Genomic DNA, 25447 nt, shown 5'->3' with positions numbered 1-25447 from the left:
CAAGAGAGAAGCGTTGTCCACCATGGAATTGCACCATCCATGAATGGCTGGGCAAAAGAGTGCGGCTCTCTTGAGTTGTTCAGGCAGCGGTATGTCGATGGGCAACCTGATGCGGCACCAGGGAATGGGGTTTTTCCTGGCCGTGGGCGGTCATCAGAACCTCATCGCTCATGATATCGCGGGGGAGTCCGTCGGCGATGATCTGCCCCATATCCATAAGCAGAACCCGGGTGCAGGTTTCCAGGATGAGTTCCAGGTCATGGGAAGCGATCAGGACTGTCGGCGCCGATTGCTGCAGGAGTGGGATCAGACGTCGTCGGCCGCGGATATCGAGACCGGCGCTTGGTTCATCAAAAATGACGATCCGAGGTCGCAGCGCCAGGGCCCCGGCAATGGCGACCAGGCGTTTTTCTCCTTCGGAAAGGTGATGCACCGGACGGGCAGAGAGGTGTTGTCCACCAACAGCCGTCAAAGCTTCCTGGACACGCAGGTCGACTTCCCTTGATGTCAGGCCTTGGTTCTCCGGGCCAAAAGCCACATCCTCGCCGACCGTTGGACAGAAGAGCTGGTCGTCGGACCGCTGGAAAACCAGGGCGATGTCAGGGTTGAACCCGCCCTTGACAACCGGTTGTCCCAACAGGCGGATTTCTCCGCTCGTTGGCTTGAGCAGGCCGCAGGCAAGGAGGAAGAGGGTGGTTTTCCCCGCTCCGTTGGGACCAATCAGGCCGACCCGTTCCCCGGGAGAGATGCTGAGACTGATGTCGCGCAGCACATCGGTTTTGTCCGGATAGGAAAAATCCAGGTTGAAAAATTGGACAGCAGGGGGCATGGAGGGCGGCATCACAGGTTTATGGAATTATGTTTTACCCGAACCAGGTCAAGCCTATGGCCATGACGGTCACGGCGGCAATGGCTGCTTTGTCGGCCATGGTGGCGGAGAATCCGCCTCGAGTGGGTCTCTTGTGGCCGTACCCGCGCACACGCATGGCCTTGTAAACACCATCGGCCCGTTCGTAACTGCGCAGCAGCAGGTTGCCGGTCAGCAGGGCCGTTGTCCGGATGGTCTTCCAGGAACAGGCCCGCCCCTGGTATCCGCGGACCTGCATGGACCGGCGCATCCGTTGCAGATCCTGAGCCAAAACTTCCAGATATCGTACCATAAGCAGAGCTATATCCGCCATGATACCCGGCAGGCCCAGCGCCTGAAAGGCCCGAATGGTCTGGTGTACCGGGGTACTGCCGAGAAAACAAAGGGCCAGGATGAGGATGGCGTAGAACCGGGCAGTGATGAGCAGGGCCGATTCCAGGCCTTCCTGGGTCATGGTCAGCGGGCCAAGGTTGAGCAACGGGGTCGAACCGCCGGCAAAAGGCAGGGTCACAGCCAAAAGCACGATGAGAAGCGAAGGGTATCGCAACCGATGCCACAGCCTTCGAGCCGGCAGGCCGGAGATCACCCAGAAAAACAGAGTCAGGGCCGTTATAGCCGGGATGGCGTGCAGTTCTTTGATCGAGGAAAAGGCAAAGGCCAGGAGCAGCAGGGCCACGATTCGCAAACGGGGATCCCAACGGTACAGCAGGGCGGCATCGGGCCTGTTGTCTTGGTGGCTCATAGACCTTCCAGGAGGTGCGGGCGTACCCGAAAGAGAAAAGCGGCTACCAGGCCGACGATCAGGCCTTCGAGGACTATCAGCGGGATATGCGACAAAACCAGGAGCGTGAGGGCGGAACGTTCCACCACCGCATCAATGTGGGCGGGCATGCCGATCAACAGGCAGGCGGCAAAGAGGAGCACCGAAAAGCTCACCGCGACCACGCCGGCCAGGAAAGCAAATGCGGTCACTTTTCCAGGAGAGGGACCATTGACCCGGGTGTGCACGCTGAACAGGGCAGCCGCCGCCAGGGCTGGTCCTCCGAGAATGATGGCATTGACACCCAGGGTGGTCAACCCCCCATGGCCAAACATGACCGCCTGGAAAAACAAGCCGATGATGATGGCGGGAAAGGCAAAAGGACCCAGCAGGATGCCAAGCAGGCCGTTGAGAACCAGGTGGACACTGGCCGGTGGCAGCGGGATATGAATGAGGGAGGCAAGAAAAAAGGCCGCAGTGAGCAGAGCCGCTTTGGGGATACCTTCCCGCGGGTCCTCACGCTGGTTGATCCTGTGGAGACAGGCCCAGGTCACGGACACAGCCAGTACATAGCCGCCCAGGGTGATGGGGAGGGGCAGGATGCCATCGGGGATGTGCATCAGGATGTTCTCCGCCTGGAAAAATAGAGCGCCGTGCCAATGCATCCCCAGACCACACTGGCCGCCATCAGAGCCCGTTGTCCGGCGGTATAGCCCTGCTTTCTCAGGCTATGCTCCGGCTGCTCGGGGTTGATGGGAATGTGTACCATGGCCCCGTGTCCGGCATGCCTGGCCCGGACACTCCAGGTCCCCGGAAGGTCAGGGTCGGGGACGAAACTGAAGCGTCCCTCTGCATCGCTGATGCCGGTCAGCCATGGGCGGGCCGGGTTATCCGGTGCATAAACTGTTATCTGCGCGCCTGTCATGGATTGGCCGGTATCGTAGACTGCCTGAACAGTGATAGCGGCGGTATGGGTATACTTGAGCAGAGCACCGTGGGCCAGGAGCGGAACGGGCAGAGAGAGACTCAACCCGTTCGCCAGAGCAATGAGCAGGAGCAATCCGCCAAAGGTCAGGCGTTGCCTCAGCGGTACAACCTGCCGGATATGTTGGTAAAGGGATCGTTTCAGTGCCATTCGACGTTGCAGTGTCCTTCCCCTGCATGACCGATGTGCAGGCCGTGCAGAGTCAGAGTCTGTTTGCCGTCGCCATTGGTGAAGGGGGCAAAGCCGGGAGCTTCGGTGTTCATCGGATCGTCGGCGGGCTTGTCGGCCCGGCCGAAGATATGGTCGAGATGAAAGGTTATCTCCAGGTCGGCCTCCCCCTGCTCCGCCAGCAATCCTTTCCGTTCGTCGCCGACATACTCGCCGCAGCGATAGGTTCGCTCTTCCTCGGAATAGAGCTGAAACGGGACGGTTTCTCCCTCTTTTTCCGCCGTGCCGGTCAGGACCATGGAATAGCCGGCCAGGATGCCTTCCGTTGCCCTGGTCATTTTCCAGGAAAGCGCATTGTAGTGCCCGGCGGGGGCATCCATGACCGCGCCGACCAGGACCCGGTCATCCTCCTGGGCGCTCATGACCAGATCCAGGGTATGGACGCCTGGTAATGTGGCCTGAGTCTTTCCGGGGATGGGGCCGCCCTGGTTGGGATCATAGGGGGGATCGGTCTGATAGGCGGTGATGTCCGTCAGGGTGACGAAGATGTGGCTGAAGGTCAGGGCCCAGCCGTCCTTGGTCAGGCGGGGGGCTTGAAATCCTTCAGTGGCTAGATCTTCACCGCTGGCGTAGAAGGTCAGCGTCCCGGCCTGAACCGGTGCCGCCATAATGGAGAAGATGAACAGGCATCCGAAGAGACAACGAAAAATGCTCTGTTTGCAAAGACCCATGGAATTCTCCTTGGTGCGGTTGTGCGGGGGGATGCACAACCGGTGCGCGTAGCACGATTGAATGGTTGGTGACACGAAGCAACAGTAGATAATAATCCAGGGTTTGTCAAAGGAATTTGCAGGATGTCGTCAATAAGCTGATGCGGAAAATGGATGACAGGCAAGAGAAGTGCGGTATAAAATGCGTGACTAGAAAATACGGAGAAACGAAAGCCTGTTGCGCCATCGACAGGCATCGCTCCACCGGTCAGCGTTTACACAGAGAGGTTTTTATGGCGACAACGGTCCGTTTTGGCGTTTCCATTGACGAGAGTCTGTTGCAACAATTTGATGAATTGATCCGGGAAAAGGGATATCAGAATCGTAGCGAAGCGGTTCGAGACTTGATGCGTGACGCACTGGTGGAACGGCAATGGACCCGGGAAGATGAGGAGACCGTCGGCACGGTTACCCTGGTCTATGATCACCATACCCGTGATCTTGCCGACAAACTCACCGAACATCAGCACAGTCATCATCATGCCATCATTTCCGTACTCCACGTGCACCTTGATGCCCACAACTGTCTGGAGGTGGCGGTGGTGCGCGGTACGGCCCGTGAGGTGCAAAGACTTGCCGACGAACTCATCGGCACCAAAGGGGTCAAGCATGGGAAACTGGTCACCACAACCACGGGCAAGGATTTGAAATAGGCGGTGCGCGGCATCGAGCCCCTGATCACCAGGATTGAGGCGCTCTCCTACTTTTCACGGACCCAGGGAGTCTTCTGGCCCGCTTGTCCGCGAGCTACTTTTCGCTGCCTGGATCAACGCTTTGAACAGTCGCTGCTGACGGCGATGATGGGGCAGGTATTCCGGATGCCATTGGACGCCAAGGGCAAAGTGTTTATCCGTTAATTCGATAGCCTGGATAACACCGTTGCTTTCGGTGGCCACAATGCGCACAGCGGTTCCCGGCTGATGGATAGCCTGATCATGGAGGGCATTGATTCGGCATGTTGTACAGCGGAGTATGTCCGCCAGGCGGGATTCGGGCTGGACAGCAATGATTTTCCGCGGCAGCAGGCTGCGTATGTTTGGACTCTCCTGGTAAAACCCGGCTAGATGCTGGTGGAGAGTCCCCCCTGTGGTCACATTGAGCAGTTGTGCTCCGCGGCAAATGCCCAGGATGGGGATATCGTGCGCCAATGCCTCCTGGAGCAGCTTTTGCTCCAGTTGGTCACGATTCTTGTTGAGGCCCGGGTTGCGCGTGGTGAGAATCCGTCGGAGGAGGAGCATGAGTGGGAAAACCAAGAAAGCAATGCCGCGGCGAACCCAGCCCTGTTCTCCCACGGTTATTTCCTCCGGAGTCAGGAGCTTGGCTCCATACAGGTCCGGAGCGACATCAGCGCCGCCACCGAGAATCAGCCCGCTGAGATTATGGATGGATCGGGGGTGTTGCGGAGTGATGCGCACACTTCGTCCCCCGGCGCGCCACACGGCGATCCGGGTGAACCACCAGGCCGCCAGGCCGCCGTGGTCCGGTCCGGTAATACCGATCAATGGACGGCGGCTCTTCAAGTGTTCAACCATTTTCCAAGGTTGTTCATCCACTCGTCCACCATGCCGGCCACGATCTCTCCAGGTTGTTCGAGATAGGTATGGCAGTGTTGTGCCAGGCGTTTTGTATCCGCCGCCAGTTTTTCCACCATGACCCAGTCGTTCCATGGTTGGTCCAGCGACCAGTCAGGTTCGTCTATCTGGCAATTCGGTAATCGATAGTGGAATGTGGGGCGCGGTTTGATCAGGTGGGTTTCCACCGGAGCGGCCATCACCTGATCATGGGCCAGATGCGCAAAGAGAGGCAGCATGTCGAGGGGACGGTTGCGGGTTGGATTGTGGAGGAGATAGTCCCCAATCAGGTCGGTCAGACTGGGCGCGTAGTTTTCGCTCAGGATCAGCCGAATGTACTCACCGGGAAAAGCGCGGATATACGGCGCGACCTTCCGGGCAATGTCCACGGTGCCGCGTTCGGACAGCCGATCATGCAACAGAACATAGGCGCGCAGGATATCGCGAAAATAGGAAGCGCTTGCACTGGCTGTTTCGATGTTGAACTGGGCGCCAAAAGCGTAAATCAATGCTGCCCGGGTGCCTTTGGCGCCGGCCTGATGCAGCCTTTGGCGTAGTGTATCCATTTCCGCCAGTGCGGTCACCGGAATGGGCGGAGCGACGACTTCGCTGGGGACGACACTTCGAGCCAGTCGGGACAGGGTCGATTCGATATCTTTCTGCTCTTCCAGGTCCTGCGGTTCAATGCCTATTTTGGCGAGATAATCCAGGTAGGCATGATCCTTAAGAAGACTGGCATCCAGTTCGATATGAAAGGTCCCGTACCGGGAGTTTGTGACCTCGATCTCAAACGAATTTTTCGATGTGACCTGGCCGCCGAAAACGACTGCCACGGCTTTGGCCATGTCCATGAGGTCCAGGCCGGCCATCTCCAGTTCGATCCCAACGTGGCGGATATCGCCCGCGGGCGTATGCACTTGATCAGGCATGATGAATTGCGGCATAATCGTCTTCCTTTGTTTTGTTCGGTCTGGCTCCGTGAGCCTTGCACGGGGTGGTTGGTCCGCTGGCGGTGCGGCTCGGCATCACAAGCTGGCGGGTCTCGTATGGTCTTGAAATGATGAGGAAAGATGAACTCTCTGTTCCTGGTAAGGATGAAAGCCTGCCTGCGCTGTTAAGCCAGGCTTAAGACCAGCGAACCAAACTTCCCTGTGCGGTGCCAAGCCGGTCTTGAGCGGGGCCACATGCAGCGTTTCGGTTCAGGTCGGCAGCACACAGGCAGATGCGCATACTATTTCAGGTTTTTGCTGGCTCAGCTCAATTTCTTTATCCCGATGATGAAAGATGAGGTCCGGGCCTTCCAGGAGTCGATAGACGGAGGTTTCAGGAAGGAGTTCGATCTCGATCAGGCTGCCTCTGAAGGTCAGGCGGAAACGCAACTGGGTGCAGCCGTCGGGAAGCCTGGGATTGAAAGTGATCTTACCACCGTAATCCCGCATGCCGGCAAACCCGTACACCAGCACCATCCATGCCGCCCCTATGGAAGCGATGTGGCAACCGTGGCGGATATTGTTGTTGATGTTGGCCAGATCCATCAGGACCGCGAACCGGGCATACTCCTCTGCTTTGCGGTGATTGCCGATTTCAGAGGCAACAATGCTCTGGATACCAATGGACAGGGAAGAATCTCCGGTGGTGAGTCGATCATAATACTTGAAGTTTCGTCTTTTTTCTTCGATTGAAAACTCGTTGCCCAACAGAAACATGGCCAGGACCAGATCTGCCTGCTTGATCACCCGGTGACGGTAGATGGTCAGGGGATGATAATGGAGCAGCAGGGGAAATTTCTCCAGGGGCGTGCCGTCGATATCCCATTCTTTTTTTTCTAAAAAATTGTCATCCTGGGGGTGGATTCCAAGGTCCTTGTCATAGGGGAGGTACATGTTATCGGCAGCCCGCCGCCACTCTTCCACTTCCGTGGCTTCCAGACCGGTTTTAATCTGCAAGTCTCGGTACGTTTCCACATCTTTATGATGCAGCTCCTCAATGGTTGCCACTGCGAAGCGGAGGTTTTCCCGGGCCATGAGGTTGGTATAGGCGTTGTTGTTGACCACGGTATTGTATTCATCTGGACCGGTCACTCCATGGATGCAGAATTTGTTGTTTTTACGTTGTGAATAGAAACCGAGGTCCAGCCACAGGCGTGCCGTTTCCACCAGCATTTCAGCCCCTTCCCGGTAGAGAAATTCGTAATCTCGGGTGACCTCCACATATTTTTTCATGCCGAACATGATATCGGCATTGATGTGATATTGGGCGGTGCCGGCGGCATAATAGGCCGAGGCCTCATCCCCATTGATGGTCCGCCAGGGGAACAGGGCGCCTCTCTGGTTGACATCCTGGGCCCGTTGTCTCGCCTTGTCCAGCATATTGTAGCGGAAGCGAAGCAGGTTTCTGGCGATGCGGGGATTGGTGTAGATGAGAAAAGGGAGAACATAAATCTCAATATCCCAGAAATAGTGGCCTTCGTACCCGTCCCCGGTCAGGCCTTTGGCCGGGATACCTGTCCCCTCGGTCCGGCTTGCCGCTTGACAGAGCTGAAACAGATTCCAGTGCACCGCCTGCTGCCAATCTTTTGACGAGCGGATACCTCGCTGTTGATTGATCTTGATATGTACATCGCAGCTACGCCAGAATTTGTCGAGAAACTGTTTTTGTCTGCGGACAACCGATTCGAATCCGTCCTGTTTCGCCCGGGCCAGAGTCCACTGGACCCGCCTGCAGAGATCCCCAGGGTCGGATTTCTGCGAGGTGTGAAAGCTTATCCACTTGGTGATCCGTATAGGGACATTCGGTTGCGCATCCACGGAAAAAATGATGCGGCCGTCATCGTTCGAGGCCTCATTTTCACTGGTAATGGGGGTTTCGCTGTCAACGGTATGATCGAAACCGCATCCCAGGGTCATCTGGCTGTTGCGGGTTTTGAATCCGAGAATAATCTGCAGCTCATCGACGATGTTGCATTGCGGATCCAGCACTTTTTCTCTGAAAACCTTGGTATCCCTCGGATCACCGCTGGTGCCGCGGATGGTCCGATGGGGGGTGATTTCCGAGACGATCACCACCGGTGCCTTGCTGTTCAGCACTGTCACTTCATAGTGGATGGCCGCCAGGTGGCGATGTTCAAATGAAACCAAGCGGGTCGATTTGATAGAGATCAGTTTACCCGAGGGCATTTCCCAGACAATATCCCTGGTCAGGATCCCCTCCTTCATGTCCAGGGTACGATTGAAGTATTTTAAATCAGCGGTCATCAGGGAAAAGTGTTCGTCATCCACATACAAGCGAATGATCTTGAAATCGTGGAGATTGACGATGGTCTGGCCGGTCTTGGCGAAGCCATAGGCCTGTTCCGGGTAGATGATCGGCCAACTTTCATAAAAGCCGTTGATGAGCGTTCCATGATCATAAAAGGGCCGCCCTTCCTCGAAGGTGCCGCGCATGCCCAGGTAGCCATTGCTGAGGGCAAAAATAGATTCCATCTGGCCGATATTCTCTGGGCAGAATTCTTTTTCAATGATTTTCCATTCATCACCCGGATATATATAGCGGGGCAGGTTGGCCTGTTTGCGGCGTTCCTGGTTGCGTCGATCCTTTTTTCGCCTGTCCTGTGATCTGTACTGCATGCTTTTTTCTCCAGGGGTTGTCCTCCATCACTCATGGTCGATAGAGAGCAGCTATTCGAAATGATGGCAATTATACGATGAGGGTCTGTAGGTCGGTGACCACTATGTCGGCGCCATTTGCTCGTAGCGCCTCCTCATCTCCTTTGCGCGCCACGCCCACCACCAAGCCGAAGTTACCGCTCTTCCCGGCCTGAACTCCGGCAATAGCGTCTTCCACCACCACCGATCGATCCGGGGATACTCCCAGCAGTTCGGCGGCCTTGAGAAATGAGTCCGGGGCCGGCTTGCCATTGATGCCCAAGGCATCGACCGTGGTTCCGTCCACCCGGACGTCGAAATACTCTTCAATGCCGGCTGCTTTCAGGACGGCCAGACAGTTCTTGCTTGATGAGACCACCGCAGTTTTGCAACCCAGGGCACGCACATGACGGACCAGGGCCATGCCGTCTTCCAGGATGTCCACCCCCTGTTCGCGCAGGACCGTTGTGAACATTTCATCCTTACGCTTGCCGATCCCCCAGACGGTTGCCTGGTCGGAAGGTCCCTCCGGGTCACCGTACGGCAGCTCGATGTTCCGTGAAGCGAGGAAACTGCGCACTCCTTCCTGACGCAATTTTCCGTCCACATACTGGTTGTAATCGGAGCTGATGTCAAAGGGGGTAAAGGGTTGACCGGTCTGCTGGGCATGTTGTTCGAGGAAATCGTCGAATGCCTTTTTCCAGCAGACCGAATGCACCTTGGCGGTCTCAGTGACAACGCCATCCAGGTCGAACAGTACCGCGTCAACATCGGTTCTGGTTATGGCTTTGGGGGGCATGGTGGTTCCTCCTATACGGCGCCTTGTGTATTGGTTCCTGCGTTTACCGCCAAGAGTGGAAAAAAAGGTGGAAGGAGCATTGTCAATTTGCAGCAGGGCTGAGTCGACATGCATCGCAATATATTATAACAAAAACATATTCCAGTGAAAGAAGCAACCGACAGGGATTTTTCAGTGCATCCGCGGAACGGGCTGACCGCCCGAGTGTACATCGTATTGGTCCGGTTGATGTCCCTATCGTCGGTTTCTTGCCCGGAAATCAACTCCAGGCGATCAGTGAACATTCTGATTATTGTCTGTACGAATATTGGAGGGGAGCAACATCCTGAATCCGTGACGGCTGGGCTCTTGTTTTGTTGTTTTGAATATATATTGCTGTATTCACATTGTAATTGCAGCGGAATTCTTGAAGATAACCTTTACCAGCCGCCCTTCGGGGCGTCCATCCGCACGCCATCTTCATGGCCCGTAACCTTCCGATAAAAGTCTCCTTTAATCGAACGGTCACGAACAACAAAGCTGACGCACGGACGAACTCTCACAGATTCAGGAACATGATAGGAAAACTGTGTCTTTTACTGAAGACCTTGCGAGGGCTTTCCCCGGAAGAGCAACGTTTGAGTGGTTCGTGGTTGCTGTTTTCGGCTTCATCGTGCGGATTGATCATCACGGTGTGTCGTCGAGCATTCCCTGGTTGCGAATCCTGTCCAATTCTTATGAGGGATTCCCGGCTTTTTCCGCTTCGAGGCGCTGAAGTACGAAAAAACCCTTGCCCATTGGCTGGTTTTGATTTTGCGGCATGGGGCTGTACGTACCCGTTGCCGGTACCTTCATATTGATCGGCGACGGAATCAAATTAAAGATTCCAGAGGGGCTGAATGCCTGCCCGGCGTGAAAAGACTGCACCAGGAGTCTGAGAATTTCGGCAAGTACCTGACAAATCCGGAGATCTTGGAAAGATAATCGACCAATCCGGCGACTTCCTGATTCAAGAGAAAAGGTACGCGAAAGCCTGGAGTTCTACTCACGATTTAGAGTCTGGCCCAGCTTTCGCTTCAGGTCTTCCATTGTGAACGGTTTCTGGATGAAGTGTACACCCTTGTCCAGGACACCGTGCTGGGCGATGACGTTGGCGGTGTAGCCGGACATGAACAGGCACTTGAGATTGGGGGAATGGGCGAGGAGGTATCCAGCCAGTTCCTGGCCATTCATCTCCGGCATGACCACGTCGGTCATGAGCAGATCGATGGAACCTGCATGCTCATGAGCCAGGCGGATGGCCTCGCCGGGGGTGGCGGCGGCCAACACGGTATAGCCGAGCCTCTCCAGCATCATCATGGTCATTTCCAAAATAGCTGGCTCGTCTTCCACCAGGAGGATGGTCTCGCTTCCGTGTTCCGCCGGCAGTTCCAGCGTCTTTCCCTCTACCCCGGCTGATTGATCCCCATAGGCTCGCAGGTAGATCTTGAAGGTCGTACCCTGGCCAGGTTCGCTGTACACGTTGATAAAGCCCTTATTCTGGGTGACGGCTCCGTACACCGAGGCCAGGCCGAGACCGGTGCCCTTGCCCTGCTCCTTGGTGGTGAAGAAGGGCTCGAACAGATGGCTGAGGGTCTCCCGGTCCATGCCGCAACCGTTGTCACTGATTGCCAGCAGCATGTACTCGCCGGGTACAGTCTCGTTGTGGACGGCGCACCAGGCCTCGTCAAGTGAGGCTGCGGCCGTCTCGATGGTGACCTTGCCCACACCCGCGATGGCATCCCGAGCGTTGATGCACAGGTTGGCCAGGATCTTATCAATCTGGGTGGGGTCCATCTTGATCGGTTCAAGGTTGCGGCCGGGCAGCCAGATCAGGTCGATGTCTTCGCCGATGAGCCGGCGCAACATCTTGAGCATCCTTTCCACGGTCTCGTTGAGGTCGATTATCCTGGGGGCAATGGCCTGCTTGCGGGCGAAAGCCAGCAACTGGCCGGTCAGGTCGGCGGAACGCTGGGCCGCCTGCTGGATGCCGTGCAAGGCTTTATACATCGGGTGGCCGGGTGACACCTGCTCAAGGGTCATTTCCGTATACCCGAGGATGACGCCCAGCATGTTGTTGAAATCGTGCGCCACCCCTCCGGCCAACCGGCCGACTGTTTCCATCTTCTGCGCCTGGATGAGCTGCTCCTGAAGCTTTGCGTGTTCTGCTTCCGCCCTCTTACGTTCCGTGATGTCCCTGAACTCAACCACGCGAACCGTCTTGCCTTTGTGGGGAATGTTTCTCGCCTCCAGGCGCAGGGGGTATTCCTCCCCATTTTTGCGAACCCCGAATGCTTCATAGGGCTGCTCATAACCGGAACGAATATTGCGCATGACTGCTTCGCGGGATTGCTCCGCGATCAGTAGAAGCCCATCCATTCCAATGAGTTCATCATAACCAAAACCGGAAATTTCGGAGAGTCCCTGGTTGCATTCCAGGATAACGCCTTTGTCGTGGATGGCGATACCACCAAACGAGGCATTGTGGAGAGCCCTGAAACGCGCCTCGCTCTCCCGCAGAGCATCTTCCGACCGTTTACGGTCAGTGATGTCCAAGGCCCTTGAGACAACCCCTTTAAGTTCATTCTTTGCATCATGAAAAGGATAATAATTCATTATCCGTTAGCGCGGCGATCCATCAAGGCCGGGGAAACTGTCCTCGTACACCACTTCCCGCCCTGCAAGCGCCTGGTCCAGGCGCGGCTTGACCCGGTTGAAAAAGACGTCCTTGCCAACCAGGCTTTCCACGGTATGGCCTTCGATCTCATGGCGTGACTTGTTGAATGTCTGCAGATAGGCGTCGTTCACGACTATGTATCTGTAGTTCTCATCCACCAGGGACATGGGGTCGTTGATCCTGGAGATGATTCGTTCATAGCACTGAAGACGTCGTTCCTGCTCGCGGCGGATTTGCTCCAGACGTATCCTCTGAACGCCCATGGCAATGGTTCCAGCCAGATTCATAAACAGTTCGTGTTCCTCACGGTCTTGCGCCAACTCCCTGGGTACGGAAACGGCAAGCAAACCGATAGGTTGCCCTGCTGCCTCCAAGCGAACAGCGAAACCCGCCCTGCCGGAATACTGACCGGCCAAATTGCAATCGGTACATGCAGTTTGCGGGTCTGGAACAACCTGCAGCAGGGGTGAATCAAGAGCCTTGCATGCGCAGGAGCTCATCTCTCCCTGTCGAAATCGGGAGAGTAGGTCCTGAAAGGCATCCCCCACCCCGGCCTGGGCCGAGTCCGTGACCCTGTGATCTTCGTCCACAAGTATAATCCAGGCGTTATGATACCCTCTGGTTGCGGTTAAGGCGTGGCAGATATCCTTCAGCAACCGGCCCTGGTCCTGAGAGGTGGAAATGATCTCACTGACCATGACAAGGGATTTCAGCACCGAATTTAAATGCCGTATGCGCTCATTGGATAGTTTCCGTTCAGTGATGTCCTGAATGGTTCCCTTAAGCTTGTACGCTCCCCCCGCATCCATTTGCGGTTGACAGATGATCCGCACCCAAAGTGGTTTGCCGAGCGCGTTAGTGATCCGGTATTCCTCATCGAATGGTTCGCCTGTACTTCGTGCCTGTTGGAGCGACCCGGCCAGCCTCGAACGGTCTTCGGGATGATAGAAATTGAGGGCTTCTTCCACTGTTGGCTGATAGTCCAGCGACAGGCCGTGGATATGGTAGGTTTGCCTGGTCCACCACACACGTTGCATATCGACATCCAATTTCCACCCCCCGGCATTAACCATTTGACCGACGGCATTAAGTAGCGATTCGCTCTCGGCAAGCCTTGCCTCCGCCTGGTGCTGGGCGGACAAATCGATGGCCGAGGTGGCGATGCATTTGGAGTTGCCGTACTCGTCTTTGATAAGGATGCCGCTCATCAGCAAGGGAAATTCCGTGCCATCCTGATGGCGATGCCAGACCTTCGTGGGCGGGAAATGCCCATCCCGCATTATCATGGCAATGAGACGGTCCGCTGCCGGCATTTGCTCCCGGTTGTGAAATATGGAGACATTCCGTCCAACCAATTCTTCGGGGCTGTACCCGTGGGTTTCGGCATAGAACCGGTTGACATACAACAAATGTCCTTGAAGATCGGCAATCGCTTTGCCATAGACCGCTTTGTCTGCAATGGTCCTGAATTTCCTGTTCTCTTCCTCTGCCCGTTTGCGCTCGCCGATATCGCTGATCACCACGCGGCATACAGGCGCACCGTCTTCCCCCTGGTCGACAGTTTCCTTCAAATGCGCCCAGATATAGCCGCCATCGGGCTTGACCAGCCGGAGATCATATTTCTGGAGGGTACCTGTCTTCAAGAGCTGTTTGTGGTGCAGATCGTAGATGTCCTGATCATCATGGTGGATGAAGCGGGAGAGTGGTTGCCTGACCATCGCGTCCCGGGTCATCCCCAGCAGGGTGGCGGCGGTACGATTGGCCCCCAGGATAACTCCCTGCTCGGACAGGGTGCAGTAACCCACTGGGGCTTCGTCATAGAGGCCGAAATAGCGAGCCCGCTCTGCGTCGATCTGGGCCCGGGCCGTGCGTAATTCCTCGTTCTGCCTCTCCAGTTCGACCTGGCGTACCCGCAGTTCGTTGAGTATCAGCTGAGGTTGTGCAGGGGCTTGCGCTGGAGAGAAAATCGACCCCATGGTTTCGGTTTGCCCCTCGGCTTGTTTGCGCTGTACAGATACTGCTTCGAAGGGCTGTACGGAGTCTTGCGGCTTGTTGGTCATGAAATCTTCCCCCAATAACAGAACATCAACAAGGTGGACCTCGGTAGCTTTTGTACCTATGCACAAGTCCTCTACCCTATTTAAATTCAAAAGACAACCCTGTCAAAATGGCTGTATATCCGAAGGTATTTTTACCTGTACCCCTCTGTGGTAGACCCCCGTGCAGCGGTCTGTAGACATATCTCACATACTAGTTCGGCGAGGATGCAGGTTGGGGCGAGAGGATCAACCTGAACCGGGTTATCACGAATTTTGCGGCGATGGGGGAAATGTTGACTGAAAGGAAAGGCTGAGCAATAGTGGGGGGGAATGCAGAATAAAAATGAGATGTAGGCCACCGTTGCTGACAACGAAGCCCCTTGATTCTTGATCGGATAACCGGCAAGTGCTTGCAAAGTCACATGAAAAAGAAACAGCCACTTATCGACCGTGCGATAAGTGGCTGTTTTTGTTGGCGCGCCAAGGAGGATTCGAACCTCCGACCTACGGATTCGTAGTCCGGCACTCTATCCAGCTGAGCTACTGGCGCAAATGTGTTGGCCCCTTATACATTGAAAACAGAGTTTGTACAAGAGGTTTCTGGGCTGCCAATCCGCAAAGGCTGCGGCGCTGGCAGCACGAAAGGTGCAGTTTATCCCTTAGGTTCGGCATCAAGGAAATTGATCTGATGTTCCGAGGGCTTCATCTCCACCCTGGGAATGATGTCGATCCTGGCATTGTTTTTTTCCTCCAGTTCGGATAGTTCAGCCCGTTTTTTGTTTAAGAGATACTGGGCCACATTCAAGGGCAACTGACACTCGATCCACGAGACTTTTTTCCGGGTGATACCGGTCTGAATACGGCGCAGATAATACAAGGCCTGGGTTTCCACCGAGCGAACCACTCCCCGACCCTGGCAGTTTTCACATTTGAAATAACTCCCCTTTTCAATGGGGGCACCCATTTTCTGCCGGGAAATCTGCATGAGGCCGAACCGGGATATTTTGCTGATATCGACCTTGGCTTTATCCTTTTTCATGCTGAGTTTCACCTGGCGTTCAACTTCCCTGATATGCTTCTTGTTGCGCATGTCGATGAAATCGACCACGATCAGGCCGCCAAGATCGCGTAACCTGAGCTGCCGGGCCAGCTCTGCTGCCGCTTCCATGTTGGCGAGAAAAATAGTTTCCTCAAAATCACTGTTTTTCGAGGTGCGGCCTGAATTGACATCTATGGCGACCAGTGCCTCGGTGGGGTTAATGACGATCGATCCACCGGATGGCAGGGTAACCTGTGGTTTGTAGATCGATTCGATCTGTTCCTCGATATTGTACTGGTTGAAAATAGGCTTGGAGCCACGATGCAGCCGGACCTTGACCCGTTGCTGTTTGCTCGGGAGCTGCTCGACAAAGGCGATGACATTGTCCAGCGATTCCTGGGTGTCCACCAGGATCTCCTGGATATCCGGAAAAAAATGATCCCGTAAAAAACGGATAACGGTGTCCTGCTCCTCGAAAATAAGGGCAGGGGCCGTCATGTTCTGGCCCCGGTTCTTGATTTCTTCCCACAGGGTGAGCAGATACTGAAGGTCTTTCTGCAGGGCGGCCTTGGTGATTTCAGCGCTGGCGGTGCGGATGATATAGCCGATGCCCTCGGGAATATCGAGTTCGCTCATGATCTCCCGTAGAGCGGCTCGGCGTTCTTCACCAACAATCTTGCGGGAAATGCCGGCACTGTCACTGCCGGGCATGAGCACCAGACAGCGTCCGGGCAAAGAGAGAAAGGTCGTCATGTTGGCGCCTTTGTTACCGGTCACCTCCTTGACGACCTGCACCAGCACCTCTTGGCCGCGCTGCATGACTTCTTCGATTTTCAGTTTTTTCCACTGATGCTGGGCAATGAGATTGCGATTCCGTTCGTTGAGGTCTTCTCGGAAATATTCGGGATGGATTTCATTGAAGGGCAGGAAACCGTTTCTCCCCGTACCGATATCAACGAAGGCAGCCTGCAGGTTGGCCTCAATGGAAACAACTCGGCCCTTGTAAATGTTGTTCTTTGTTGGTTCCCGGTCGATGGTGGTGACGTGGAATGATTCCAATCGGCCGTCTTCCACCAAAGCTATGCGACACTCTTCAGGCTCTTCAGCGTTGATTAGCAGTTTATGGGCAACTGCCTTGGCGGGAGTGGCGGTGGCTTCGAGGGTTTCATCTGCTTCCGGCTCATCCGGTACTGTGACATCGGAATCCTCTTCTCTTTCCGGTTCCGCTGGCTGGTCACTGCTCTCTGCATCGTCCATTTTTTTGTTTTCGCCGCGCCGGTTGTGCTTTTTTGCGCTTCGGCGTGACCGTCTTTTTTTGGCAGCGGGCTGGTCGACAGCTGTTTCGCCCTCTTCCCCTGCCGGAACCGGCTGGTCGAATTCAGGTGATAATGGGTCGGCTTCGGCCAGTTCGTCTCCGATGGGCGGCAGGACGGTGGCTGTATCTGCTTGACGTTCGCTGACGGATGCGGGCGGGGTATTGCTCATGCCCGAGGCTGGTTGCGTCTGTTTTCCCTGTTCGTCGCGTTGTTCCCGGTCTGTTTGGACGGTTGTTGTGGAGGGGTTGGTCTCGGACTTGATTCCTGTCTCGGGTTCAAGCCGCGCTACCGGCTCAACCGCATCCGCGGCAACATTGCCTGTCGACGGTTCAGGGTCCGGGGTCGTGGGAACACTTTTCCACCAGGCACCGGTTTTCGCTTTGCGCACGGGAGGTGTCTTTTTTTTCTTTTCGTTTTCAGGGTGTTCTGTCATTCGTTGTCTGTTCCATGGGTGAATTTTGTAAGCTGCCTGTCCCGAAGGTCTGGTCAACGATCCGGCTTTGAGGTGGAACTGGGCCGCTCCAAAGGAATCGATGACGCCTGATAGTAGCGCGTGCCGGCATGGACTGAGCGATGCAGAATACGCGTCTTGACAAGCGGTTCGAGTAATTGCTCAACTTGTTCAGGGCCTCCCAGTTGAAAGACCCGTTCTAAATCGGCGGCGCTGCAAGGCCGCCGTTGGACCATATTGACAATTTCTTCCCGGAGAGCATCCGGGGAAGAATGTCGAAACTGATGCCTGGCCGAGGTCGGGCTGCCGCTGGCATGTCCTGTACCCGAAGGTTCGGGGTAGTCCACCGGTAAACCTGTCGCCTTTTCCATGGATGCAGCGATAGCCCGAAGCCGGTCATGGCTCAGCGGCAAAGCTGTCGCCTCCGGAGGCGGTCGGAGTACAGTATTGAGCTGAATTCTGTCAATACGCATCGGAGCGATGGCCGCCTGGAGCGCTTCCATATCCTCGGGACTATCGTTCAACCCCCGGACCAGGAGGATTTCCAGCCAGATCTGTTGTGGGAACTGTTGACTGAAGCGGGTCAGGCCATCGATAATCGCGTCGAGATCCAGAGAAGAAGCCGGCCGATTGACAGCAGAAAAACTTTCCTGGCGGGCAGCATCGAGGGAAGGAATGACAATGTCGGCCGGCATCAATTCGTCGCGGACCGATGCCTGGGTCAAGGTCGTGCTGTTGGTCAGGATCGCAAGCGGCTTGCTGGTTATTTTTTTGAGATGAAGAAGTATCTCCCCCAGCCCCAGGTGCAGGGTTGGTTCGCCTTTGGCGGTCACGGTGAACACATCGATGGAGTCAAGGCGGGCGACATCAGAGCAAAAGGTATTGATCTCGGCTATGATCTCCCGGGTTGGGGTGGCGAGTCCTCGTTTGTTGACAAGGGCCGCGTTTGCCCCTGCTTCGCAGTAGATACAGTTGAGATTGCACAGTTTTTTTGAAAACAGGTCAATGCCGAGGGAACGGCCGAGCCGCCGGGAATGAACCGGTCCGAAGATGTATTTCATACACCACCGCAATCGGTTGATGCTGCCGCAAAACGTCCCGAATACAGATGGTGTTTGCGCAATCCATGTAAAAACAGGCTGTTGGCCATTTTTTTAACCGTTTGTTACTTAAACTAATTTCGCCGGGGGTGCAAGGCAAATCTACGACTTTTCCCTTGACACGGCAACGGTGGCCACGTACATTCGGCGGTGGCATTTGTGATTGTTATCGTTATTGTTTTTGATCCGTCTGGACTCGCCGACCTGTCCTGCCAGGGAGGTATCCAGGAGAGCTGGTGATCAAATCCGTCCTTATCTCACTTCAACTTCCAGAGGAGCTGATCGAGGTGAAGCATTGTATCCTGTCCTCCCCGATCGTTGCACTTTTTTTTCTTCTTGCGGTCAGTTTTTTCCATACCCCTGCGGCGTTATCCGCAGTCACCGCCGATGCTGAGCAGTGGGAGATCACGGCTGACAGGATCACCAGGTTTGAGGATCCCCCCACGCTCATTGCCGAAGGCAATGTCGTTCTCGAGAAAAAAGAGATTGTGACCAGGACGCGGGCCGCCGCTCGTCCATCCCGGTGGAGCGATCTTCTCGGCGAGGATGTGGAGGAAGAACCGGAGGATCCCGAAGTCGAACCAGAGACCTACACAAGCACCACTGTTCTGACCACCATCAAGGCGGACTGGATTTCTTATGATATCGACCTTGGCCAGGTCAGGGCCCGGGGCAATCTGCTGATCGATATCGGTCCTGATCGGCTGCAGGCTGAATCCGGCAGTATCAATCTCAATGATACCACCGGAACTTTCGAAAACGCCGCCATTATCAGAGAACATATGGACATGCACCTGCAGGGACGGGTGATTGAAAAAACCGGTGAGGTGACCTATTATATTGATGACGGCTGGATCATTACCTGTAAATTGAAAGAGGGGCAGACTCCACCCTGGAGTTTTGCCGCCGCCGATACCAAAATCACCGACGGTGGTTACGCTTTCCTCAGACATGCCACCTTCAGGGTCAAGAATGTCCCCATCCTCTATACACCCTACATGATTCTGCCGGCAAAACGGAAACGGCAGACCGGCTTCCTCTTTCCCTCTGTGTATCTCTCGGATCGTGATGGAACCGGGTTTGAATTACCCTTTTTCATCAATATCTCGCCGAATATGGACGCGACCCTATATCCTCGCTACATGGTCAACCGCGGTCTCATGACCGGAGCTGAATTCCGCTACATTGCCGATGAAAACAGCAAAGGAATGTTCATGGGCAATTATCTCTACGATAGTCTCTCTGATCCGTCAGAAGTAGAGTATTACCGGGAAGGAGGTTTTACCCATGATAATAAGGACAGGTACTGGCTCCGGGGCAAGGTGGACCAGGATTTTAACGAATGGACGACCCGCCTTGATCTTGAGATCGTCTCGGACAGGGATTACCTGCGGGAGTTCGATAGTGGTCCGACCGGCATAACAAATTCACAGGAACGGTATCTGGAGAGCTTTGGCCGCGGATTCAGGGATCGGACCACCGCCTTTCGTGACAATACCTTCAGTGTTCTCCGGTCCTGGGACAACGGCTCCTCTTTGCGGGGTGATTTCCTGCTCATCAACGATGTCAGCGATGCGACCTACACGCCGGACAGGCCATCTCCTGCCTGGAAACTGCCGTCTCTGAAGTATTCCGGACTCATGCCGGTTGCCGCTCTCCAGGGAGCTGATTTCTCCTGGGACACCGAATATGTCAATTTCTGGCGGGAAGAGGGGGTCGGTGCCCATCGTTTTGACCTCTTTCCCCGCTTGAGCGTGGCCGTACCGCTGACGCCATATCTGGAGACGACGGTCAGAGGGGGGGTGCGCAATACCCACTACCTGATTCAGGATAACGGTGCCACCGCATGGGAGGACACTGATTCGGAAAATCGTTTCCTCTATACCCTGGGTGGAAATGTCGGTACGACCATGATGCGGGATTTCGGGGTGAGCATAGGAGATATCGACACCTTGAACCATACCCTCAGACCCTTTGTGTCCTACTCGTATACAGATATCCCCAACAAGGTCGCATTGCCCAGATTTGACAGTGTCGATACCCTGGGCGAGGAAAACATTATCTTTTATGGCATCAATAATTTTTTTGATGCCTCCGGTTCGCGTAATGGTCGCGCGTTTGAGCGCCAGTATGCCTATGTCAGGATGCAACAGGGGTATGATCTGCGCAGCGAAAAAAGTGATGAGCCTTTCACGGATCTGAGTTTTGATGTTGGCCTTTATCCGCGCCAAGCCATGCGACTGCGCTACAGGACCAATATCGACATGTACGGGGACGGGGCTTATCGTCATGCAGTCGAAGGGGAATACAACAGTGGGCGGGGAGATCGCTACTCTTTGGACTATCGGTACAATTCACGTTCCGATACCAACTCTGTTACCGCCGGCATCTGGCAGCTTTTACCGTATTATCTTGCTGTTGGTTACAGAATCGAACGGGCCATAGAAGCCAGCGAGACCCTGGAAGAAGTTTTCACCCTGAGGTATTCGCCTGCTTGTTGGTCGGTTGAATTTACCGCGGAAAATACACCCGGGGACCAGACCTTCATGTTGACATTCCATCTTCTCAATATCGGGTCTCCACTTGGATTCAATATCTCCGGAAACTGATCAGGTTCCACCGGTCTGACCGGTGTCGGCAAGACCATGCACAGTATCGATGTCTTCAATGGCGATGCGGATGGCATTTGTGCTCTGGTGCAATTGCGCCTGCATGCGCCTCGTCCTGGTTCCCGGCTGGTTACCGGTGTCAAACGTGACATCCGTTTGCTGAAACGGCTGACCGGGGTGGTGAACAGCGAACTCACTGTGCTCGATATCTCCCTGGACCGTAACCGGGAGGACCTGGAGCGCCTGTTGGCAGCCGGCAACCGCGTCCTCTACATCGACCACCATTACAGCGGCGCTCTGCCTGTTTCATCACGGTTTGACGCCCGCATCGACCCTTCCCCTCGCGTCTGCACCGCTCTGCTCGTTGACCGTATGCTGTCCGGGCAGCAGAGTTCCTGGGCCATTGCCGGCGCTTTTGGCGATAATCTCGACGAAATCGCCTCGGCCCATGCCAAGGAAACCGGGTTGGATGCCGAAGCTACCCGCAGCCTTCATGAGATCGGTCTGCTTCTCAATTATAATGGCTACGGTTCAACCCTGAGCGACCTGCTTGTCCATCCCGCCGATTTGTTTATTGAAGCTCTCCAATTTGAAGACCCCTTGGTTTTTCACCGTGACTCCAGCCTGCTGGAGAAAATCCGCCGAGGCTATCATGATGATATAAAGCGGGTGGCCGAGCTGCAGCCCATGCGGACCGGTCCGGCAGGCCGGGTGTTCCAACTTCCCGAAGCAGACTGGGCCAGGCGGGTAGTGGGGGTCTTCTCCAATCAGATTGCCCGGGATCGCCCTGAGATGGCGCATGCCGTTTTGATCGCCAATCAGGACCGCAGCTGGCTGGTCAGTGTGCGGGCACCGCTGGCCAGCCCTCAAGGTGCCGATGCGTTGTGCCGACAGTTTCTCACCGGTGGCGGCCGGGCCGGCGCCGCCGGAATCAACCGCTTGGCCTCACAGGATTTGGAGGTGTTTCTTTCCCGGTTTTTTCAACACTTTTCTTGAAATGAGGCCGGGTACTCCCCACCCGGTGAAGGTGATACTTTTGTCCTGATTTCGCTCCCGCTTATGCACCAAGGTCCCTCCTCGAATCCGCTGCCTCTTCTTCTCCACCCTCCGGCAAAAGATACCCGATCCGCCATCCTCCGGTCAGGGAATTGTACCTGCCGCGGAGTCGCTTTGCTGATCATGTTTTCGGTCTTCTTCCTTTTTTCTCTGCCGGTTGCGACTGCCGCATCAACACCCAAATTCAAAGATGATCTCGATTACCAGGGTCTCGATCAAGCCCTGGTGGTCAGCCTTGTCCATCTCCGCAACCTTGCCGGCACCACCCGTTATACCGTTGCGGGGGAGTCGGTTACAGTGGAACGCCTCATCGACACGGCGGAGTCTTTTCGCAAGTTGATCGCCCAAAGACCCAGCGCAGCTGAATTGAACCGCTTGATTCAAGAGCACTACACAGTTGTGCGTATTGACAGCGGGGTATCCCGTTCCCTGCTGGTTACCGGGTACTATCATCCTTATTTTCAGGGTAGTCTCCAGCGCCGCGCTCCTTATCTGTATCCCCTCTACGGGGTTCCTGAAAGTCTGGTGGTGCGGCCCGCGCAGGGAGCCGGAATGGAGATCGGCCGGCTTGAGGAAGGACGCTTTGTTCCCTTCTGGACCAGGGAGGAGATCGAGAGCGGCAACCTGCTGCGGGAATCGGAGCTGGTCTGGCTCAAGGACCGCTTCGATGCCTTTGTCCTCCACGTGCAGGGGTCGGGAGTCATCGTCCTCCCGGACGGTTCCCTACGTCGGGTGCAATACGCGCGCAGCAACGGGCGGCCGTACCGCAGTATCGGCAAGTACCTGGTGGATACCGGGCGGATGCAACTGGCCGATGTCACCATGGATTCCATCCGACACTATCTGGAGCAGCACCCCGAAGAGGTTGACCAGATTCTCCACTGGAACCAATCTTTTATTTTTTTTCATTGGGCCGAGGCGGGCCCGGTCATCGGCAGTCTGGGGCGGCAGTTGACCGCCGGCCGTTCCATCGCCGCAGACCATCGGTATTATCCCCCTGGTTCTCTGGTCTACCTTGACAGCAGACAGCCGCTGCTCACCGATGACCAGGGCGAAGGCTGGCAGCCTCTGCAACGATTTGTCACTGTGCAGGATACAGGATCGGCCCTCAAGGGGCCTGCCCGCGTCGATCTTTTCTGGGGTGCCGGCGACCTGGCGGGCCGTGCCGCCGGCCGCATGAAAGAGGATGGAGCAGCCTATCTCCTGCTGCGCAGGCAGTGAAAGAATTCCCATACACGGCACCTGATCGTTCGTAGATGGAGTGCTGGTGAACGGTTACGGGTAACAACCCACTCGACCTGCTGGTACCATAGCTGAGGCATAAGCAGTCTGTCCGGAAAAGGCCGTGCTCTGCGACTCATCACCTGAATCCGTGACGGCTGGACTCTTGTTTCGGATATATCTTGCGGTAATCATCTTATAATTGCAGCGGAACCCTTGGCAATACCTTTCACCAGCCGCCCTTCGGGGCATCCGTCCGCACGCCATCTTCATTGCCCGTAACCGTCCGATAAAGTTTACTTTAATCGAACGGCCACGAACAACGAAGCTGACGCACGGACGAACGCTCACGGATTCAGGCATCAGAAAAAAAATTCTCTTCCCTCAAAAACTTCAAAAGCATTGCCGCGCAGTCAATTTCAACACATCTTGTTGAAATATCGATTCATTCCAGGTTGATTTTTCCTTGACCGCACTTTTTTACCCCCCTATCCTCGAAGTAGAAAATCTTTTTATACCTCCCCCATAATCTGTCAGGACAACTGCTCTCACGGCCTTTGCATCTTATGTGATCAGATGTGATCGGCAGTCTTCCCGGCGTGTATCTGACTGATCGAAGAAAGGTGTCGCGATGAAACTATGTACATGGACTGTATGCTGGACCGGATTGGTTCTCCTGCTGCTTGCTCCTCTTGCAAAACCGGCAATTGGATCGACCCCTGCTGGAGGATTCATTCAAATCTTGCCGGACAAAGTCGACGAAAAGGCCGGGGAGCTGTCTCCTTTGCGGTTGGAACTCAGCGAAAAGCAATCCGGTGTGGTTGCCAGGATCATCTTTACCGGGGAGCACCATTCTTCCGCCGCGGAAGAAGATTTTCAAATCCCACCGGGGGGTCTGCTTACACTTGCGCTCAATGGTCATGTCATCTTCCAGGAAGCCTTCACCGGAACTACTCTTGCTATCGAGAGAAAGATCTCGTTGCAAACAGTTCCCAGCGGCGAACATCTTCTTGGCTGCGAGTTGCAGTACAGCCTGGGAACAATCCATCAAGCTGAAGTAGCTTTTCTTTTGCGTGCTGCGCCTTCCGTTGAAATCAGCAGGGACCAGGAAGGGGAAAAAGGGTTCGATCCATTCGTAACCCTCAACTTTCTTGGAGAGGGTGAGGAGACCGTTGGCTTCTTCGAAGTGGCGATGGACGAACATCCGGTCGGCATGGTGGAGGTGACCGCCCAGGACAATGGCAACACCAGAAAATTGTCGGAATGGCTCGGCAGCCCCTTGAAAACAGCAACGCTGCCGCAAGGCATTCATCTCGTCAAAATAACTGCCCATGGTCTCAACGGTGAGGAAACTGCCAGGTTTGTCTCCTTTGCGGTTGATCACCTCCCCGAAGTGAACACAACAGTGGATAAAGAGGGCAATATCGAGGTCATCAAGGCCTCCTTTCATCCGGCTGAGGAGATCTATGCCGGTGCCATGGACATTTTCTATCAACAAGGGGTCATCCTCTCGCTGCAATCCAGGGAACCAACCCTCACTGTGCATAAAAAAGATCTGATGAACGCTTTCGTCCGGCACAATCTTGCTCTGCCGCAGCAACCGGTTTCCCTGGTGGTCTGTCTTCGTGCCGCCAATGCCAGTGAAAACTGGCATGTGGTCTCTTTCCTCCCCTGATGCTCTCCTGTAACCCTGTCAATCGAGGGAAAACGATGAGTTGCTTCATGTTGATCAGGCGAATCATCACCTGCCTGCTGTTCAGCGTCTGTCTGATTGCCTTCCTGCCCGCTATTGGCGCAGCCACCAGCGCCTCAATAACTTTGAGCGGTACTGAAGGCGCGATATCGCTGAATGCCTCGGCCTCCTTTACGAGACATAAATTCTGTAACAACAGAACTCCACCTGACTGCTGGTACGATAACTCTGGAACCTTGCGCGTCACCCATGCCCGGCCCAATGGCTACACTTCCCATATCGGCAGTAGTTCAGGAAACGGTTCCGCGCAATGGTCAACCACCCTGGATGGCGGGGCCATGGCCCAGGGGACCCATACATTTACAGCCAGAGCCTGTGATTCAAAGGGTATCTGCCATTCCAGTTCTTATTCCGTCACGATCGACAATACACCGGTATTGTCAGGTTCTGCTGGTAGCACGACCGGTGATCTGCAGATAGGTGGGACAGTAGAGTTCAAGGAACATGTTGGCGGACATGAAGGTCATATTGAACTGTGGCATGTTCGCCCCAACAGGTATCGCAGCCGGGTTGGTTTTCAGTATTTTACCGGCACAGGTTCGATGTCCTGGAGCTGGCAGGAAATTGTCGGTTCGATAGCGGACGGGGGTGGTTGGGCCCAGG

The 25447-nt window shown here is 55.2% G+C and carries 19 protein-coding genes and 1 tRNA gene; 6 read left to right on the top strand and 14 right to left on the bottom strand.

What is annotated here, in order from left to right:
- Positions 1–79: 79 nt before the first annotated feature.
- From JWG43_RS03220 to JWG43_RS03200, 5 genes are read right to left on the bottom strand one after another with little or no spacing between them, the layout of a single operon-like run.
- The gene (locus JWG43_RS03220) at positions 80–829 is read right to left on the bottom strand and encodes an energy-coupling factor ABC transporter ATP-binding protein (protein WP_240193356.1); all 750 of its coding nucleotides are present in this window, start codon (positions 827–829) and stop codon (positions 80–82) included.
- Positions 830–863: 34 nt separating this feature from the next.
- Positions 864–1610 carry a cobalt ECF transporter T component CbiQ gene (cbiQ, locus tag JWG43_RS03215; protein ID WP_205241377.1) on the bottom strand — a complete coding sequence of 249 codons (747 nt, stop codon included), beginning with the start codon at positions 1608–1610 and terminating at the stop codon, positions 864–866.
- The gene (gene cbiM / locus JWG43_RS03210) at positions 1607–2248 is read right to left on the bottom strand and encodes a cobalt transporter CbiM (RefSeq protein ID WP_205241376.1); all 642 of its coding nucleotides are present in this window, start codon (positions 2246–2248) and stop codon (positions 1607–1609) included. The genes cbiQ and cbiM overlap by 4 nt, the downstream gene beginning before the upstream one ends.
- Positions 2248–2763 carry a carboxypeptidase-like regulatory domain-containing protein gene (locus JWG43_RS03205; protein WP_205241375.1) on the bottom strand — a complete coding sequence of 172 codons (516 nt, stop codon included), beginning with the start codon at positions 2761–2763 and terminating at the stop codon, positions 2248–2250. Before JWG43_RS03205 ends, cbiM begins: the two co-directional genes overlap by 1 nt.
- Entirely contained in the window at positions 2754–3512 is a 759-nt protein-coding gene (locus tag JWG43_RS03200; protein WP_205241374.1) for a hypothetical protein, read from the bottom strand. The genes JWG43_RS03205 and JWG43_RS03200 overlap by 10 nt, the downstream gene beginning before the upstream one ends.
- 272 nt (positions 3513–3784) lie before the next feature.
- On the opposite strand from JWG43_RS03200, the gene nikR reads away from it, so the two are divergent.
- Entirely contained in the window at positions 3785–4204 is a 420-nt protein-coding gene (gene nikR, locus JWG43_RS03195) for a nickel-responsive transcriptional regulator NikR (RefSeq protein WP_205241513.1), read from the top strand.
- A 54-nt stretch (positions 4205–4258) separates the two neighbouring features.
- On the opposite strand, the gene JWG43_RS20025 is transcribed toward nikR, so the two are convergent.
- From JWG43_RS20025 to JWG43_RS03150, 9 genes are all read right to left on the bottom strand, one after another.
- Positions 4259–5083: a gamma-glutamyl-gamma-aminobutyrate hydrolase family protein gene (locus JWG43_RS20025; protein WP_371925145.1), complete on the bottom strand. Its 825-nt coding sequence runs from the start codon at positions 5081–5083 to the stop codon at positions 4259–4261.
- Entirely contained in the window at positions 5068–6066 is a 999-nt protein-coding gene (locus JWG43_RS03185) for an amidoligase family protein (protein WP_205241372.1), read from the bottom strand. Before JWG43_RS03185 ends, JWG43_RS20025 begins: the two co-directional genes overlap by 16 nt.
- A gap of 255 nt (positions 6067–6321) precedes the next feature.
- Positions 6322–8748, bottom strand: a complete 2427-nt coding sequence (locus tag JWG43_RS03180; RefSeq protein ID WP_205241371.1) for a glycoside hydrolase family 65 protein — start codon at positions 8746–8748, stop codon at positions 6322–6324.
- Between the two features lie 70 nt (positions 8749–8818).
- Entirely contained in the window at positions 8819–9565 is a 747-nt protein-coding gene (locus tag JWG43_RS03175) for an HAD family hydrolase (RefSeq protein ID WP_205241370.1), read from the bottom strand.
- A gap of 1020 nt (positions 9566–10585) precedes the next feature.
- Positions 10586–12199, bottom strand: coding sequence for a PAS domain S-box protein (locus JWG43_RS03170; protein WP_205241369.1), 1614 nt, complete (start codon positions 12197–12199; stop codon positions 10586–10588).
- 6 nt (positions 12200–12205) lie between these two features.
- On the bottom strand, positions 12206–14320 hold the full coding sequence (locus JWG43_RS03165) for a PAS domain S-box protein (protein ID WP_205241368.1): 2115 nt from the start codon (positions 14318–14320) through the stop codon (positions 12206–12208).
- 452 nt (positions 14321–14772) lie between these two features.
- Positions 14773–14849: transfer RNA gene (locus JWG43_RS03160), tRNA-Arg, on the bottom strand.
- A gap of 102 nt (positions 14850–14951) precedes the next feature.
- Positions 14952–17087, bottom strand: a complete 2136-nt coding sequence (locus JWG43_RS03155) for an Rne/Rng family ribonuclease (RefSeq protein ID WP_205241367.1) — start codon at positions 17085–17087, stop codon at positions 14952–14954.
- A gap of 53 nt (positions 17088–17140) precedes the next feature.
- Entirely contained in the window at positions 17141–18166 is a 1026-nt protein-coding gene (locus tag JWG43_RS03150; RefSeq protein WP_205241366.1) for a radical SAM protein, read from the bottom strand.
- A gap of 275 nt (positions 18167–18441) precedes the next feature.
- On the opposite strand from JWG43_RS03150, the gene JWG43_RS03145 reads away from it, so the two are divergent.
- From JWG43_RS03145 to JWG43_RS03125, 5 genes are all read left to right on the top strand, one after another.
- A complete protein-coding gene (locus JWG43_RS03145; RefSeq protein WP_205241365.1) occupies positions 18442–20814 on the top strand; it encodes an LPS assembly protein LptD in 2373 nt (790 codons plus the stop codon).
- Positions 20815–20850: 36 nt separating this feature from the next.
- Positions 20851–21810: an acetyltransferase gene (locus JWG43_RS03140; RefSeq protein ID WP_205241364.1), complete on the top strand. Its 960-nt coding sequence runs from the start codon at positions 20851–20853 to the stop codon at positions 21808–21810.
- A 183-nt stretch (positions 21811–21993) separates the two neighbouring features.
- Complete coding sequence (gene mltA / locus JWG43_RS03135) at positions 21994–23091, top strand: murein transglycosylase A (RefSeq protein ID WP_240193365.1); 1098 nt, start codon at positions 21994–21996, stop codon at positions 23089–23091.
- A gap of 742 nt (positions 23092–23833) precedes the next feature.
- Positions 23834–24766, top strand: a complete 933-nt coding sequence (locus JWG43_RS03130) for a hypothetical protein (RefSeq protein WP_205241362.1) — start codon at positions 23834–23836, stop codon at positions 24764–24766.
- Between the two features lie 47 nt (positions 24767–24813).
- A partial coding sequence (locus tag JWG43_RS03125) for a hypothetical protein (RefSeq protein WP_205241361.1) occupies positions 24814–25447 on the top strand: 634 nt, incomplete at its 3' end.

It is taken from the genome of Desulfobulbus alkaliphilus, from assembly GCF_016918545.1.
Lineage (GTDB): Bacteria > Desulfobacterota > Desulfobulbia > Desulfobulbales > Desulfobulbaceae > Desulfobulbus > Desulfobulbus alkaliphilus.
Note: the sequence above shows the minus strand (reverse complement) of the source record. Positions and strands in the feature narration are given on the sequence as shown.

What these genes read in the sequence shown, in the direction of transcription:
- JWG43_RS03200 (WP_205241374.1), bottom strand. Translation starts at nt 3,512, where the DNA reads ATGGGTCTTTGCAAACAGAGCATTTTTCGTTGTCTCTTCGGATGCCTG.
- JWG43_RS03220 (WP_240193356.1), bottom strand. Translation starts at nt 829, where the DNA reads ATGCCCCCTGCTGTCCAATTTTTCAACCTGGATTTTTCCTATCCGGAC.
- cbiQ (WP_205241377.1), bottom strand. Translation starts at nt 1,610, where the DNA reads ATGAGCCACCAAGACAACAGGCCCGATGCCGCCCTGCTGTACCGTTGG.
- JWG43_RS03175 (WP_205241370.1), bottom strand. Translation starts at nt 9,565, where the DNA reads ATGCCCCCCAAAGCCATAACCAGAACCGATGTTGACGCGGTACTGTTC.
- JWG43_RS20025 (WP_371925145.1), bottom strand. Translation starts at nt 5,083, where the DNA reads ATGGTTGAACACTTGAAGAGCCGCCGTCCATTGATCGGTATTACCGGA.
- JWG43_RS03150 (WP_205241366.1), bottom strand. Translation starts at nt 18,166, where the DNA reads ATGAAATACATCTTCGGACCGGTTCATTCCCGGCGGCTCGGCCGTTCC.
- JWG43_RS03185 (WP_205241372.1), bottom strand. Translation starts at nt 6,066, where the DNA reads ATGCCGCAATTCATCATGCCTGATCAAGTGCATACGCCCGCGGGCGAT.
- mltA (WP_240193365.1), top strand. Translation starts at nt 21,994, where the DNA reads ATGTTTTCGGTCTTCTTCCTTTTTTCTCTGCCGGTTGCGACTGCCGCA.
- JWG43_RS03170 (WP_205241369.1), bottom strand. Translation starts at nt 12,199, where the DNA reads ATGAATTATTATCCTTTTCATGATGCAAAGAATGAACTTAAAGGGGTT.
- JWG43_RS03140 (WP_205241364.1), top strand. Translation starts at nt 20,851, where the DNA reads ATGCACAGTATCGATGTCTTCAATGGCGATGCGGATGGCATTTGTGCT.
- nikR (WP_205241513.1), top strand. Translation starts at nt 3,785, where the DNA reads ATGGCGACAACGGTCCGTTTTGGCGTTTCCATTGACGAGAGTCTGTTG.
- JWG43_RS03165 (WP_205241368.1), bottom strand. Translation starts at nt 14,320, where the DNA reads ATGACCAACAAGCCGCAAGACTCCGTACAGCCCTTCGAAGCAGTATCT.
- cbiM (WP_205241376.1), bottom strand. Translation starts at nt 2,248, where the DNA reads ATGCACATCCCCGATGGCATCCTGCCCCTCCCCATCACCCTGGGCGGC.
- JWG43_RS03180 (WP_205241371.1), bottom strand. Translation starts at nt 8,748, where the DNA reads ATGCAGTACAGATCACAGGACAGGCGAAAAAAGGATCGACGCAACCAG.
- JWG43_RS03205 (WP_205241375.1), bottom strand. Translation starts at nt 2,763, where the DNA reads ATGGCACTGAAACGATCCCTTTACCAACATATCCGGCAGGTTGTACCG.
- JWG43_RS03155 (WP_205241367.1), bottom strand. Translation starts at nt 17,087, where the DNA reads ATGACAGAACACCCTGAAAACGAAAAGAAAAAAAAGACACCTCCCGTG.